Origin of the sequence: Acetobacterium sp. (assembly GCF_041752335.1) — a bacterium.
GTDB lineage: Bacteria > Bacillota > Clostridia > Eubacteriales > Eubacteriaceae > Acetobacterium.
The window spans coordinates 43153-58112 of the sequence record NZ_JBGSHG010000015.1; the positions used below are offsets into that span (position 1 = coordinate 43153).

A 14960-nucleotide genomic window follows, 5' to 3' on the forward strand; every position below is an offset into this window, starting at 1 on the left:
TTATTTAAATAAATGAGTTTAGTGACTGCGTTCAACACCTACATTTAACGCAAGAGATTCTGACGCTGCTACTGATTGATTTTAAAAACAGGCGCTCCTGAAGGCAGGATTTTTAATTCCTCATCTTTGCCGATGAATATCGATTCCGCCTCACCGGTGACTAAATAGCCGCCTTCGGCCAGCGAACGTTTTAACTTCCTGACAATCGACCTTCTCACATCAGTACGGTAGTAAAAAAGCAGGTTGCAGCAAAAGATAATATCAAAATCACCAAAAATACTATCTGGTGGATTACTGGAATGGGGATCCAATAAATCATACTCCGAAAAATCAATCTTTTCTTTTAAACCGGGAGCAACAGCATAGACTTCTCCCTGTTTGGCAAAATAATTTTTCAGGTATTTCATCCGAATGTTTAAAACGCTATCCGCGTCAAAAATGCCGGTTCTGGCAGTGCCGAGAGCTTCCCTGGAAAGATCGGTGGCAAAAATCCGAAACCGCATCGGTTTTGATGAAGAACTTATCAATTCTTCCAGCAGAATCGCAATGGAATAGGCTTCCTGACCGGTGGAACAGCCTGCCGACCATACTCGGATCTCACCGTTTTCCGGCTTCTGGCTGAACAGATGGGGTAAAACCAGCTGCTCCAGTACAGCAAAGGTCAGGGAGTTCCTGAAAAACTGACTATAGGTAATCTGAAAAGACGCCATTAAACGATCAGCTTCATGGGAATTTGCCTGTAAATACGAAGGATAATCCGACTGGCTGACAGCGATGCCGGTTATCCGCCGCTGCAGCGATTTTTCCAGAAAGGCCTCATCATAAATGGTCAGATCTTTTTTGTAGGTCTCTTTCATAACCTGAATCATCTCACGAATAAAGCAATCTGTCTGAGTTCCCATTAACATCCCCCTATGCCTCCTGCTTGATTGTAATAGTCTGTTGGTGCTCGCTAATGAATCATTTCCGAATGCACCATCTCGACCAGTATTTTTGCTACCAGGGGATCAAAATGAGTTCCCGCACAGCGCTTGATTTCGGCAATGGCCTCATCCTGTGCCAGACCTTTGCGATAGGTCCGGTCACTGGTCATGGCATCAAAGGAGTCTGCCACCGCTACAATTCTGCCCTGCAGCGATATTTCTTCACCCCTCAAGCCTTTGGGGTAGCCTCGTCCATCCCAGCGCTCATGATGTTCCAGAATACAATTAGCCATTTCCGAAAATTCATTCACGGAGCTGAGGATCCGATACCCGATTTCCGGATGCCGCTGGATTTCCTTCCATTCATCCTGACTGAGGGCTCCGGGTTTGTTGAGGATCTTTTCGTCGATCCCCATTTTCCCGATATCGTGAATCAGCCCGGCGGTCCGAATCTGATTGATTTCATCCTGATCCAGTTTCATTCGCATGCCGATTTTTTCACAGATGTGCCCTACCCGGTTTGAATGCATCATTTCCCGATTACTCTTTTCATAAAGGGTGTTCATAATCAGTTTAATGGTTTTGCTGCGCATGCTAGCACTTTGATAAAGTTTGTGACGGTACATATCATCCTCAGCATTCTTAAGCACCTTCTGGATATTCTCTTCTTTTCGGGTTTTTGTTTGACTGCCAAAAGCAATCGAGAGTTTCAGTCCTCTTATTTTTTCCCGGGCCGCTAACACTTCCAGCCTTTTGATGATCAGCGCCGCGGTTTCAGCATCGGTTCGCGCCAAAATAATCACGAATTCATCGCCGCCCAATCTGGCAATCACGTCATTTTCCCGGCAACCGCTTTTTATCACATTTGAAGCCATCTGCAGCAGTTCATCCCCAACCGCATGGCCAAAGGAATCATTGATCATTTTTAAGCCATTGACATCGGCCATGACCAGGGTTAGGGGGTAATTATCTTCGGTATCCAGTTTAATCAGAACCTCTTCATAAAATCGCCGGTTAAACAGACCGGTCAGGTAATCATGGTAGCTTAGGTACCTGATTTCCTCTTCTGTTTTTCTGATCCGGGTGATATCCTGAACGGTTCCAAAATTGCCAATATGATTGTTGTTCTCATCAAATTGGGGGATCATCCGCATATTTATAATCCGTTCTTCGCCATCCCGGCGAAGAATCCGAAAAATAAAATCGGCTGTGGATTTTGCGACCATTACCTGGCTGATGTTTTCCAGCACAACGGGGATCTCATCAGGATGGACAAATTCTAGAAACCAATCTTTGGTACTGACCTCGTCCATGGTAACGGCCCCAAAAATATTGAGAACTTCCTCGGAACAATTGATTTTGTCACTTTCAAAATTAATTTCGTAACTTCCCAAGTGGGCCAGTTTCTGGGCTTCAACCAGCGCTTTTTCGCTTTTTTTGCGAGCTTCATTTTCCTTTTCCAGGGATTTCAGAAGTTTAAGGGTTCTGGCATGAGCTGCTTTTAATGACTCGGTCTGTTTTCTGACCCGAATATCGAGCCGCTTTTTTTCATTGCGTTTTTGAAGATTGGCCCGTCTGATCTTAGCCATGGCTCTGATTTGAGAAATCAATTCCTGTTCATCAACGGGTTTGGAAAGAAAACCTTCGCCGCCACATTCCAGGGCTAGAATCCGATGTTCCCGATCCCCCCGGGAGGCCGTCACAAAAACCACCGGGATATCTGCCAGATCGGTTCGGGCTTTTAATTTTCGGCACACATCAAAACCATCCATATCCGGCATGATAACATCCATAAATATAATATCCGGATCCTCTGCTACCGCTATTTCAAACCCGGTTCTGCCATCAAAAGCCATCAACACACTGGCTTCCGGAAATGCATCTTGGATCAGGGCTTTTAAGACAATCACATTATCCCGGTTGTCATCAATCACTAAAATCTTTAATTGTCTCGTTTCCACAGCTCACCTCGTCCATCAATTTTCCTGCATCTTTTCACTACTGACATTCAACCCGGTTCCGGCCCTTTTCTTTGGCCCGGTTTCGGGCCGTATGGGCTCTGGAAATCAGGGTTGCCGGCAGCAAGTCTTTACGATAAGCGGATACCCCAAAACTGGCTGTTAATTTTTCAACCGTTTTAAAACTCGTCTTTTCAACGATTGTCCTCATCTTTTCAGCCAGGGTAAAGGCACCCTTTTCATCGGTATCCGGTAGAATAATCAGAAATTCCTCACCGCTCCAGCGACCAACAAGATCTGTCCCCCGGACATTTTCTTTAAGGATCTCTGCAATTGCCACCAGCAGGTCATCTCCGACCGGATTTCCGTAAGCATCATTGATACTTGTCAGGGAATCCACATCCATCAGAATAATTGCAAAAGGAGCCTTGGTGCGTTCGGACCGTTCCAGTTCGTATTGCAGAAACTCATCGAGTTTGGGCCGATTATATACCTGGGTCAGCTTGTCCCTGATCGACAGCTGAATAATTTCCTCTTCTAATCGCTTGATTTTTGTAATATCCCGGATTACGCTTAAGATGTGGGGTTCTCCCTCAATCTTAATCGCCTGAGCTGAAACCAGACCCACAAACATTACATTATTTGCATCATAGACCATGATTTCCATATTCTCACTGACGCCGGTTCGTTTCAGTTCAGCGATTAACTGCGCTCTTTTATCTAATTCGAAATATAAATCGTGGATGTTCATCGATTCATCGATGATGGTCTTTCCCCGTGTCTGTATCATTTTTAAAAAGGCCTGATTATAGGCCAATAATTTTCCATCTTCCATGGTGGTAATAATGGTTGGATCAGGAAATAAGTCAAAAATCATTTCAAAATGCTTTCTGCAGGCACTTCGAATTTCCCGCACCATCCCATCGAGCTCAATAAAATCGGGATCATTCCCGTATTTTCCCAAAACATCCTGATCCGGTTTTTCGTCAGCAACAATGTTTTTCAGATACTTAATCAATTCTCTGATTTCGGCATTCAACATGATCTTTCTTGCACCACTTTCTAATTCATTATTGAAAATCTATTTCAATAAACCTGCCACTCCATTTTTGGTCAAATAATAACATAATAGTAAGAGTCCAGCAGATAGTTCTGTTCATACTTAACGGTCATTTTCCATAAATTTTTCTTCACTTTTTTAAGCGAAGCCTCCCCTTTTTCATATTGATCCAGCAATTTTAAAAAATACTTCTTTTCACTGGGCAAGGCAAGGGTCCTGAAATATCCCCAAATATGCTGGGCCACATTAATCGAGTTTCCGATCGTGGTTTCTTTCTGAAACGAGGTTTCGATAAGATTATAAAACTCCATACTGGGATAACTGTCTTTATTGTTAAGCAGCTTTCGAATCTCCAGATAATCCAGCGGCGATCTTTCCAGCACGGCATATTTATACTTGCTCCACTCATGTTCCAGCCGATTGATTTCTTTTTTTCCAATTGTGCAATTAATGCATTTGATGGCTGACAGATTCTTGTCTTTAACTTCCAGCATGATATCCAGATCTCGGCCCTTCAATTCCTGATAGAAAGCCATAAATTCGGTAATCCCAATGGTTTTGGAATGAGATCCGGCTTTTTTTTCCGAATTTTGTTGGGAATAATGAATCTTCTGATTGCCATCCTGGCTTTTCCATGTATGTTTGCAGGCATCAATCCAAAAACAATGGGACTGATTTGTTTCACAGGGATTCACCTGATGATGCAGATTATCAAAGACAACCGGGATATCCAGGGCTTTTCCAATGATTAAAACATCTTCAATGGTATAGGATTTATCGTCATTTTCAAGCACAAGTCGATTCTTGACGGCTTGATCCAACCCGTGGTAGTTTTTCAGGAATCGTTTAACCGCCTGTTTTTTATCATTATAAACCCCGCCCACATGGAGGATCAACTTATGCTCTGAATTCAGCCCCAGACTGTCCAATAAACGGGCGTGATAATTGAGATCTAACCTGGCGTTTGCCACGATGTTTTCGTCGGCTGAATTTAAAACCGTATACTGTCCCGGATGCATGGAAACCCGCATCCCGCTTTTAGCAATTTTCTTGCCAATTTTTTTTAACTGTTTTTCAAATACTTCCCACCAAATAATCCGGTTAACCGGATTCGATCCAAAAGGGATCAGGGATGAGCTGATTCTAAATAATTCAACCTTATTATCAATATTGTAATCAATCATATTTTCAAGCGCGTTCAAATTATGCTTGATCAATTCAGTCAATTTTTCATCGGACGCATTTTTAAGTAAGCACGTTTTTAATTCAGTATTCGGCACACCTATCGTTAAACATGCATATCCTATCCTCATAATAACCTTCTTTCCTAAACCATTCACACAATTCAATCACTTTTATTGGCTTATGACCTGATCATCTGAGCCTTACAAATAACCATTATCCCCAATCTTTATCCAAGCCCCCTGATGGTGGGTGGCTAAGATCAGTTCGATACGATATTACCGATGATTTTGTTTATTATACCAGAAATGAATCTGAAGATACAGTGAATTGGCGGTAAAAACAATGATATCTCTGTTAATTTTCAAACAAAAAAGAGCCTGATATCAGACTCCTTCAGCTTCTCGATCAATTCCCGGCAGGATTAATTAGCGATCCGTTTGGGGATTTTCAGGAATCAGTGAAAACTCTTTGGCCAGCACTTTTTCGATAAATGTGCGGGTCACTTCCGGATCGAACTGGGTTCCGGCATTCTTTCTGAGCTCATAAATGGCTTCTGTCCGACTCAGTCCTTTGCGATAGGTGCGATCACAGGTCATCGCGTCATAGGCATCCGCCACTCCGATAATTCGTGCCTGAATGGAAATTTCTTCCCCTTTGAGTTTTTTGGGGTAACCTTTGCCATCCCATCGCTCATGATGTTCATAGACATATTTGGACATTTCTGAAAATTCACTGGATGAACTCAGGATGCGATAACCAATTTCCGGATGACGCTGGATTTCCTGCCATTCTTCAAAGTTCAGCCGTCCTTCTTTATTGAGAATTTTTTCATCAATGCCCATTTTTCCAATATCATGCATCAGCCCGGCTGCCCCAATTTGATTGACAGCATCCTTGCTCAGCTCCATCTCCCCGGCAATGGATTTACAGAGCTCACTCACTCTTCGGGAATGAAGCATTTCCCGGCTGCTCTTTTCATAGAGGGTATTCATAATCAGTTCGATGGTTTTATTCTTGATGCTGGCACTTTCGTAGAGCTTATGCCGATACATGTCATCTTCCGCCCGTTTATAGATTTCCTGGATATCCTGGTCTTCCATTTCCTTGATTTCGTAGCCAAAGGATATCGAAATATCAACTGCCCCGATTTTATCATTGGCGATTTTGGCTTTCAGGTCATTGATCAAATCAACCGCCTGGAAAATATCCGTCTGCGGCAGAATCACGATAAATTCATCCCCACCCAACCGGGCAACAATACTGTTTTCGGGAACGGTTGTGGTGATCAGTCGGGCCGCTTTTTTTAAGAGTTCATCGCCCATGACATGGCCAAAAGAATCATTAATCAGTTTTAGTCCATTCACATCCGCCATAATCAGGGTAATCGGTAAATTTTCGGGGATGTCCAGCCGCCCCAGTTCTTCCTCATAAAACCGTCGATTATGAAGTCCGGTAAGATAATCATGATAACTCAAATAGCGGATTTCCTGCTCCGCCCGCCTTCTCTCGGTGATATCTGAAATAATCACCGCAAATTGTTTGAACCGGGGTGAATAGGCAACCACTTCAAAATATTTATCCACCTCCTTGTCATAGTGTTCGAAATGGATTGGTTGACCGGTCATCGCCACCCGTCCGTATTTTTCGATCCAGCTTTTGTCCATCTCTGGGATGATCTCCAGGGCCGTTTTGCCGATGATATCCTCCCGTTTCATACCGGTTAGCTTCTCATAGCTGTCATTGGCATCCAAATAACGAAAATTCACCGGATTTCCGGATTGATCAAAGATGACCTCATGGACCGCCAGTCCCTGGGCCATTTGGGTGATCAGCAACCGATGTTTTTCTTCGCTTTCTTTCAAGGCTGTTTCCGCCTGGTGGCGATCGGTAAAATCAACGAGCATATAGCTCACCAGCTTTCGCTTGATATCAAAATCATTTCTATTGACATATAGCCAGCGAATATCTTCCCTAACCTTTATTTTTACCGGGGTCCGTTTATGATCGCCCCGATTGAGAATTCTCAAGATTTCTGATACACTTTCCTTTTTTCCATCAAAAAAAAGGGTTGCCACAGGATTCATGCAAATAATTTCATCATCAGCATTGATTAAAAAGGCGACCTCGCCAATATTCCAGAAAGTTTGTTTCCAGCGATTGATCTCCAGTTCAAACAGATCGTTTTTAACTTCATTTAACCCGATCATGGCTGAAATGAATAAAATCACCACTGGTGTGGGGTCGATATATTTGTCAAAACCCATTAGAATGACGAGCACGGCAATCCAGGATGTCTGTAGTGACAAGAGAACAAAACGATAGCTTTTTTGCAAACTCGGGGACTTTGAATTTATGAGCACCTTTATTAATTCAATTGTAGAAAATAATATAAAAATTGCATAATAAGCCAGAATCAGATAATACCCGATGTTTTTCGAGGTACTGGCCACGGAAAAGCCGTTAACCGTGATCAATTTCACCCAATTAAAGGCCAGCTGGTGAGCCGGATTGGTGATATAAACGAGCCACAGAATGCCGGAGACAACAAATAATAAATATTTCACCTGGCCCGGTATTTTTCTCCTGACAAATTGAGAAATAAATAATATTCCCAATGTTGGGATAAAGACCACTCCCAGGTTCTCGAAATTCCGGGCAAAGATCATCATTTGAATATTTTGGGAATTAAGCGAAAGAAAATAACCAAATACATAAATTGCCGCACAAAACATCAGTAGCGAAAAATAATTAAACTGCTCGCCCACTTTTTGTTTTAAAAGCCTGATCCCCACAAAAGTGTATATGACAGTAATAATTGGCAATGCAAATACGATTAAATTCAATAACACATTTTGGATATCCATACACTTCCTCATTCCGGAGAGTTGCCCGAGAATTTTGCTCTCTTACCGATCAACCCATATTAAAATAAATTATTCTTGGCAGAAATATTATCATAGCAGGCAAAGGTTAATTTAACCTTTGTCTGCTGTGTTTTAACGATACCAAAACATTTGAACAGCCGGATTATTTTTGATCCTGATATTTAATATGCACATGGGTGGCATCACAAAAAGGCTTATTAATTGATTCACCACAGCGGCATAAGACAAAGCGATTTCGTCTTTCATAGAGACTGCCATCCGCTGATTGCAGGGGAATGCCGCCCTTGACAAAGATACCGCAGCTCACCTCCCGCTCCGGATCCTGAAGAATCACGATCTCCGGTTCGTATTCGGGTTCAATGGCGGTGCCGTTTTTTTCCAATGCCACTAAACGTCCGGCTGGACATTCACTGGCCGCTTTAATGGCTTCTTCTTTGAGCCTGGGATCATCCGACTGGCCTATCAGCTGCCAGGCGGTGCCATCGTTGCGGTGACAGAATCTGGCAAAAGCACAGCGGTGATCATCTCTCATATCCAGATCGGCTCCGATCAGCAACTCAGCCCGATCCTCAAAATCAGCTTTCGACGCCGACTCATCGCCGTGAAAATCACATTTTGAATGCTCGCCATCACAAAAAGGCGGATTTTTTGACTTTCCGCACCGACACAGAGTGTAGGTTTTGGCCTGGGGAAGGTCTCGCCCTTCGGTATAAACATAATTTTTTCCCTGGGACGTGATTATTTTCTCTGAGAGTTTAATATTCCCGGTAACCACATAGGGACCGTCTTTCAAAATTTTAATTTTTCCCGCTATTTCTTTTTCCATCATCAATCTCCGTATGCAAATCGAATTTCTGGTTTTCAAAAGGAATCATCTCCTTAATCAAACCTTCCATTCAAGAATTTTATTTAAAAACAACTGCAATTCCCTTGTTTGAGGATGCTTAAATATTTGGGAACTGTCGCCGCTTTCAATGATTTGTTTATTGGCCAAAAAAACAACCTTTTCACAGGCGTTTTTGGCGAAACCCATTTCATGGGTTACAATAATGGTTTTTAGCCCATCATTTTGAAGCTCCCCCAACATATTCAGCACCTCCGCCGTATATTCAGGATCCAGGGCTGAGGTTGGTTCATCCAGCAGCAAAAGCTTGGGCTGAACCGCCACCGCTCTGGCAATGGCAATTCGTTGCTGCTGACCGCCAGAAAGCTGGAACGGATACTTATTTATTTCATCAGTTAAGCCAAAACGTTCAAACAGTGTACTGCTGATCTCAAGAGCCTCGGTTTTACCCATCCCCAATGCGTGTACCAGCGGCAACAGCATATTCTCCATAGCGGTGAGATGCTCAAACAGCCCCTTGGATTGAAAAACGAATCCGATATTGCGACGATAACTATACAGGTATTTTTTGCTGAATTCAATGGTCTCGCCATTAATTTTCAGTGTTCCGGAATCTGGAGCCAAAAGTCCGCCGATAATCCTCAGCAAGGTTGATTTCCCGCCGCCGGATGGCCCAATCACTGCAATCGAATGAATATCGAAGGAACCGCATACATCCTTTAAAACCAGTTCTTCCTCAAAGGTTTTACAAATATTTATTAACTCGATATTCATGGTTAAACCTCCTTTCCAATACGCCTGAAAGGATGGAAACACTGAAGGTCAGAATAAAATACAACACCCCGACAAAAAGATAATTTTCAAACATTCTAAAATTATCCGCCGAAATTTCCTGGACAGTTTGGGTGAGTTCAATCACCGCAATCACCGACAACAATGAAGAATCCTTGATAATCGAGGCAAACTGACCCGCCAGGGCCGGAAGAATTCGAGCCATTAATATCGGAAAGGTAACCAGCTGCAACGTTTTAACCGGCGTCAACCCAATCGACTTGGCCACCTCATATTGCTGCCGGTCGATACTCGCCAGGCCCCCGCGGATGATTTCCGAAATATAAGCCCCTTCAAAGATCGATAAGATCACCACGCCGGCTACATAACGGTTATCCACCCCCCAGGCCGTGCCAATGATGTAGTAGAAAAAATAAATCTGTACCAGCAGTGGGGTTCCCCTAATAATCTGAACATAGGCCCGGCAAAAATAACTGATGGCCAGGATCCTTGCGTTTTGACCAATGGCCGTGAGTGAGCCGATGACCAGACTGACAATCAAACTGGCCATCGAAATAATTACCGTCATCAAAAACCCTTCCCAGAGTCTCTGCCGATATTGGTAAAGGGTTGTAAAATCCAATTCAAGGCCGATGGAACTCACCGAAAACCAGAGAAATCCAATCAGGACGACAGCCACAAAAATAGCACTAGCCGCCTTATTTGCTAATGATGGCTCTTTACTCCATGTCTGTTTCATCGATCACCTTAATCAAAAAACCATGGAAAGCCAAGAGCATCAAAGGTTTGTTTTTCTTCCTTCAGGTATTTATCGGTCAATTCCTCAAAGCCTCCCTGGGCTTTGAAGGTTTCAATAAAGCTGTCAATCTCGGTTAAAAGTTCTTCATTTCCCTTATTCACAGCCATGCCCCAGCTTTCACTATCCTGGAAAGGAATCAGGATGGCTTTGGTGGTATCCAGGTTTAACTGATTTTGTCGGTAAATCGTCAACTGATCATAAATAAAGGCATCCGCTTTTCCCTGGGTTACCTCAGTTACGCAGGCATTTTCGGATGACAGGGCATTAACCGTGGCATTACTTAAATTTTTTGATGCATAGATGTTTCCGGTAGTTCCCTTTTTCACAGCCACGACCTTGCCCGGCTGATTTAAATCTTCCACCTGATTGATCGTGGCGTTTTTATTTACCAGCAGCCCCAGATAGGACTGGGCATAAGGCACCGAAAAATCAACCACTTCTTTGCGCTCGTCGGTAATGGTCATCGAGGAAATCACCACATCCACCTTGCCAGTTTGGAGTGATGGAATCAGTCCATCCCAATTGGTATTTTCGATCTGAACCGGTCGGCCCAGATATTCGCCCAGGGCATAAGCCAAATCAACACTGACCCCACTGGGATTGCCCTGATCATCCTTTGTCTCAAAAGGCGGGTAGGCCAGTTCCATTCCGACAATCAAGGGTTTTTCATCATTTTCCGTATCCTTGTTAGCGGTGCTGCAGCCGGTCAGCAGCGATCCGGCCATAACCAGTACCACTATCATCAACACTAACTTCTTCATTATTTTTGCTCCTTCTCCGCAATCCTTAATAAAACACACATAGCCAGATACAGGGCGGGTCTGCTGAGGTATAAGCGACCCGATGCTTCTGGTGGGCCGGGATTAACAGCGTATCCCCCTTTTTCAGAGTGATCGTCCTGCCATCGTCAAATGCCAGTTGAGCTCTTCCCTCCAGCAAAATCACATATTCGCTTTCCGCCTGATCATACCAGTCGGATTGCTGACCGGTGCTGATAATCCGCTCGATCCGAACCCTTTCATTCTGCTCCAGAATTGATATTACCTCATCATTGACAGGCAACCCGGACATTTCATAAACATTCATCCGTGACCTCGTTTCTTAATCATATCATAAAACTGTCCTTGAATATAGTTTTAACCCCACCTTTGATGCTATTTTCGTCATCGATATTTCTTTATTTCTTGATCAGATCTTCCATTTTTCCGGAGTCGCTGATATCCATTAATTCTTCTGGAAAAGGCTCCCAGATACTCTGTTCCAGCAGGTAGGGGTCATTATATTTGATGACATAGGACTTGAGCACATTGATGGGAACACTCAGGGGAATTTTGCCGTTTTTATATTTTTCAAAACTGTCCAGAATAAAGGTCTTTTCCCCACTGGCAAGATGTTCCGAAAAATAACCGAAAATATGCATCATCACATTAATATAATTACTATACCGGGGAATTCTGAAAAAAGCAATCCCCAGATGCTCTTTATAGCTGTTGATAACCGCCTCCACCGGCAGCTTGTCATGGTTGGCCACAATTCGCCCCAGTACTTTTTGCTCCTTCTGACTATAGGCCATCAGCAAATATTTGTTATTGGCCTGAAATTTAACCAATGCTGCCATGGTTCCTGCTTTTTCCACCTGGCGAAAACTGCACATCGTATAGAGTTTGGCCAGAAAATGCTCCCGTATTCTAAAATTGGTTAACCGGCCCTCTTCTTCAATGGCCAGGTAGGGATACCGTTTAAAAACCTGTTCGGCAAAAATACCCTGACCTTTGATGGAACCGGTGGTTTTGGACTTGCCGAGATAGACTTTGACATCCTTGGTGCCGCAGGATGGCGAACGCCCTTTTAAGATAAAGCCGTCCACCTTGCCCAGACGATCAAAAAAATCATCGCTGAAAGCGATCATTTGCTGCGTATACTCGGTATCCGATGCCGGTTGGTACAAAACAATCTGCTCGTTTTCCAGCACCAGGCGAATGGGATTCCGGGGCACCCCCAAGCCAATTTCCACCTCGGCGCAAACCGGATGATAATCCACATAATCTTTCAATTTTTCGACAAACTTATCGGGCAGGGTCTGTCCATTATAGCGGCAGGCATCAAAGCCCATACATTTACTGACCACAACCTGGGGTCTTAATTCTTGATCCATTTTTTCTCTCCTCGCTTGATTGATCTTAAATTGTTCTTACCCATTTGCGGAAAGCTTCAATCATTCGGATCCCCGGCAGCCGCTTCCAAACAAAAAAAAGACGCGCCATGCGCATCTGTTTTTATGTTGACCGGATCAGCTCAACAGGTAATTACTGCCCTGTTTTTTCTTGCATTTCTTTTTTATTTTGGCCGCTGTTTCCGCCAATTCAAAGATGGTTTTGTTATGATCGCTGGCCACTCCAGCAATGGAAACCGAGAGAAAGGGGAAATTCTCCTCGACATCCTTGCGGTCCTTGGAGGTAATATAACCTTTGTCGATATCGTCTTTATTATAATATTTAACCACCGCATCATTAAAGGTACCAATGATACTGATACACAATTGTTCGGTTTTCTTTTTGGGAACAATCGCAATAAAATCATCCCCACCAATATGACCAATGAAATATTCGGGCGGAATCCGGGTTTTTAAGATTTCGGCAAACTCCTTTAACACCCGATCGCCATTTTCAAACCCATAAAGATCATTGTAGGCTTTGAAATTATCGAGATCGAAATAAAGAATGGTTCTTCTATCTTTTCCTTTGAGGGCCTTTTCAAGCTGCTGCTCAATCATCAGATTGCCGGGAAGTTCGGTCAGCGGATTGAGATGTTTGGCATAGACAAATTCGATTTCGATCAGTTTTTCCATCAGATCTTTGACCGTCACTGTTCCCTGAAACTGGTCTTCCCGGGTTACGATAATAAAGTCATAGATCTTGTCAAAATCACGTTGCATGGCATTCTTGCCAACAATATCGATGGTTGCCCGGCAATCGACATGCATAAAATCGGTATCCATGATGTTACAAACCGGTTTGTTGGCATAGAGAATATACCCGTATTGTCCGCTGATCCTTTTATACAGGGCATTTCGGGTAATCACCCCAATCGGAACCCGATCTTCAACCACACAAAATCCGGAGAGGGTTTCATTTTTTTTAAACATTTCGTGAACCTGTGAAACAAGGATATCCGGTGGGATGGTTTTCTCCAGTTTGCAGATGGACTCAATGCGGTCATCCAGCACCCGATTATCCAGCAGTTTTCTTTTATGGGCATTCTCTTCCATGACGATTTCAACCACATCCTTCGAGATTGAATTTAGGATTCCATTTGGCTTTTGAATAAAAAATCCCTGGCCATACTGAACCCCGATGTTGATCAGCGTCAGCAATTCTTCCTTGGTTTCGATCCCTTCGGCAATCAACGAGGTTTCTGTATATTCAGAAAACTCATTCAAACATCTTACCAGGGATTGTTTGGTCATATCTTTGTCAATGTCCCGAATCAGTTTCATGTCCAGCTTAATATAATTGGGATGAATATCCGAAATTAAATTGAGCCCCGAATAACCGGCACCAGCATCATCAATGGCGATGCGGTAATCCTGTTCCTTATAATTGTCAATCGTTTTAATAAAATCAGCCAGATGATTAATGGCTTCGCTCTCAGTAATTTCAAAGATAATTCGTTTGGGATCAATGTCAAATTTCTCCAGATACTCCCGGGTAAATCCTTTTCTGAATTGAGCGTCCTGCATGATATTGGGATTGACATTTAAAAAAAGTTTGAATTCACTTTCTATTTTAAAGGCCGCTTCAAAGGCCTTTGAACGGCAGAGAAATTCCAGCTCCCAGAGTTTATTAAATTTTTGCGCACATTTAAATAGCATATCCGGGGTATGAAGCGCCGAATCCACAGGCCCCCGACTCAGTGCTTCATAACCATGGACCGTTCCGTCCAGCAATGAAACAATCGGCTGAAAAACCGTCTTGATTTTTTTTTGATAAAGTATTTCTAAGAGCTCCCCTCTCAACCGCTCTTCTTCATTATTCTGATTGATATCCAAAAACATTCCTCCCCGTTATTTATGTCACAAATTATAACCATGGGAGACTGTTATTAATATTATCAACATGTTAAATTCACGTTAATTTTTATCGGGCCCGGGTACTAAATACAAACACGCTTTTTACTTTCTGACCATATTTAACACCATCGAAATGTTTACAGATAGAATTTCAACTGTTATACTAAAGTAACAGATTTTCATATCAGAATGAGAGGTTATTGTTATGGCTGAAACCCTATTGGAACTACGGAAATTTGTGATCCCGGAAATAATCATCGGTGTCGATGCACGACTCTTAATTGGTCGCTACATCTCGCATTTTACCTGGATTCCCGAAATTTATAACGATGGAGGATCAATCCCTAATGCTTCATAAAGATCCTTCTGCTTTTCAGTAACTTCACCAAGTACTCGACCATGCCCAGGGGCTTCAAACAGCTCAATTAGATCAAGTTCATCGATC

The 14960-nt window shown here is 43.0% G+C and carries 12 protein-coding genes; all 12 read right to left on the bottom strand.

Annotated features, from left to right (window positions below):
* Positions 1-68: 68 nt before the first annotated feature.
* Positions 69-902 carry a protein-glutamate O-methyltransferase CheR gene (locus ACEW8F_RS02915; RefSeq protein WP_373481978.1) on the bottom strand — a complete coding sequence of 278 codons (834 nt, stop codon included), beginning with the start codon at positions 900-902 and terminating at the stop codon, positions 69-71.
* Positions 903-952: 50 nt separating this feature from the next.
* Positions 953-2884, bottom strand: coding sequence for an HD domain-containing phosphohydrolase (locus tag ACEW8F_RS02920; protein WP_373481979.1), 1932 nt, complete (start codon positions 2882-2884; stop codon positions 953-955).
* A gap of 37 nt (positions 2885-2921) precedes the next feature.
* Positions 2922-3923, bottom strand: coding sequence for a diguanylate cyclase (locus ACEW8F_RS02925; RefSeq protein WP_373481980.1), 1002 nt, complete (start codon positions 3921-3923; stop codon positions 2922-2924).
* A 71-nt stretch (positions 3924-3994) separates the two neighbouring features.
* Complete coding sequence (gene uvsE / locus ACEW8F_RS02930; protein ID WP_373481981.1) at positions 3995-5254, bottom strand: UV DNA damage repair endonuclease UvsE; 1260 nt, start codon at positions 5252-5254, stop codon at positions 3995-3997.
* A gap of 297 nt (positions 5255-5551) precedes the next feature.
* On the bottom strand, positions 5552-7990 hold the full coding sequence (locus ACEW8F_RS02935; RefSeq protein WP_373481982.1) for an HD domain-containing phosphohydrolase: 2439 nt from the start codon (positions 7988-7990) through the stop codon (positions 5552-5554).
* Between the two features lie 163 nt (positions 7991-8153).
* Positions 8154-8840, bottom strand: a complete 687-nt coding sequence (locus tag ACEW8F_RS02940; protein ID WP_373481983.1) for a CDGSH iron-sulfur domain-containing protein — start codon at positions 8838-8840, stop codon at positions 8154-8156.
* Positions 8841-8894: 54 nt separating this feature from the next.
* Positions 8895-9629, bottom strand: a complete 735-nt coding sequence (locus ACEW8F_RS02945) for an amino acid ABC transporter ATP-binding protein (protein WP_373481984.1) — start codon at positions 9627-9629, stop codon at positions 8895-8897.
* Positions 9601-10386 carry an amino acid ABC transporter permease gene (locus tag ACEW8F_RS02950; RefSeq protein WP_373481985.1) on the bottom strand — a complete coding sequence of 262 codons (786 nt, stop codon included), beginning with the start codon at positions 10384-10386 and terminating at the stop codon, positions 9601-9603. Before ACEW8F_RS02950 ends, ACEW8F_RS02945 begins: the two co-directional genes overlap by 29 nt.
* 8 nt (positions 10387-10394) lie before the next feature.
* Complete coding sequence (locus tag ACEW8F_RS02955; protein ID WP_373481986.1) at positions 10395-11207, bottom strand: transporter substrate-binding domain-containing protein; 813 nt, start codon at positions 11205-11207, stop codon at positions 10395-10397.
* Positions 11208-11232: 25 nt separating this feature from the next.
* On the bottom strand, positions 11233-11532 hold the full coding sequence (locus tag ACEW8F_RS02960; RefSeq protein WP_373481987.1) for a cupin domain-containing protein: 300 nt from the start codon (positions 11530-11532) through the stop codon (positions 11233-11235).
* Between the two features lie 91 nt (positions 11533-11623).
* Positions 11624-12601, bottom strand: coding sequence for a YbgA family protein (locus ACEW8F_RS02965; protein ID WP_373481988.1), 978 nt, complete (start codon positions 12599-12601; stop codon positions 11624-11626).
* 135 nt (positions 12602-12736) lie between these two features.
* Positions 12737-14494, bottom strand: coding sequence for a GGDEF domain-containing protein (locus ACEW8F_RS02970; RefSeq protein ID WP_373481989.1), 1758 nt, complete (start codon positions 14492-14494; stop codon positions 12737-12739).
* Positions 14495-14960: the final 466 nt, after the last annotated feature.

Excerpts from the sequence above, each read along its gene's own strand:
- ACEW8F_RS02915 (WP_373481978.1), bottom strand. The coding sequence starts at position 902 with ATGGGAACTCAGACAGATTGCTTTATTCGTGAGATGATTCAGGTTATG.
- ACEW8F_RS02925 (WP_373481980.1), bottom strand. The coding sequence starts at position 3,923 with ATGTTGAATGCCGAAATCAGAGAATTGATTAAGTATCTGAAAAACATT.
- uvsE (WP_373481981.1), bottom strand. The coding sequence starts at position 5,254 with ATGAGGATAGGATATGCATGTTTAACGATAGGTGTGCCGAATACTGAA.
- ACEW8F_RS02935 (WP_373481982.1), bottom strand. The coding sequence starts at position 7,990 with ATGGATATCCAAAATGTGTTATTGAATTTAATCGTATTTGCATTGCCA.
- ACEW8F_RS02940 (WP_373481983.1), bottom strand. The coding sequence starts at position 8,840 with ATGATGGAAAAAGAAATAGCGGGAAAAATTAAAATTTTGAAAGACGGT.
- ACEW8F_RS02945 (WP_373481984.1), bottom strand. The coding sequence starts at position 9,629 with ATGAATATCGAGTTAATAAATATTTGTAAAACCTTTGAGGAAGAACTG.
- ACEW8F_RS02950 (WP_373481985.1), bottom strand. The coding sequence starts at position 10,386 with ATGAAACAGACATGGAGTAAAGAGCCATCATTAGCAAATAAGGCGGCT.
- ACEW8F_RS02955 (WP_373481986.1), bottom strand. The coding sequence starts at position 11,207 with ATGAAGAAGTTAGTGTTGATGATAGTGGTACTGGTTATGGCCGGATCG.
- ACEW8F_RS02960 (WP_373481987.1), bottom strand. The coding sequence starts at position 11,532 with ATGAATGTTTATGAAATGTCCGGGTTGCCTGTCAATGATGAGGTAATA.
- ACEW8F_RS02965 (WP_373481988.1), bottom strand. The coding sequence starts at position 12,601 with ATGGATCAAGAATTAAGACCCCAGGTTGTGGTCAGTAAATGTATGGGC.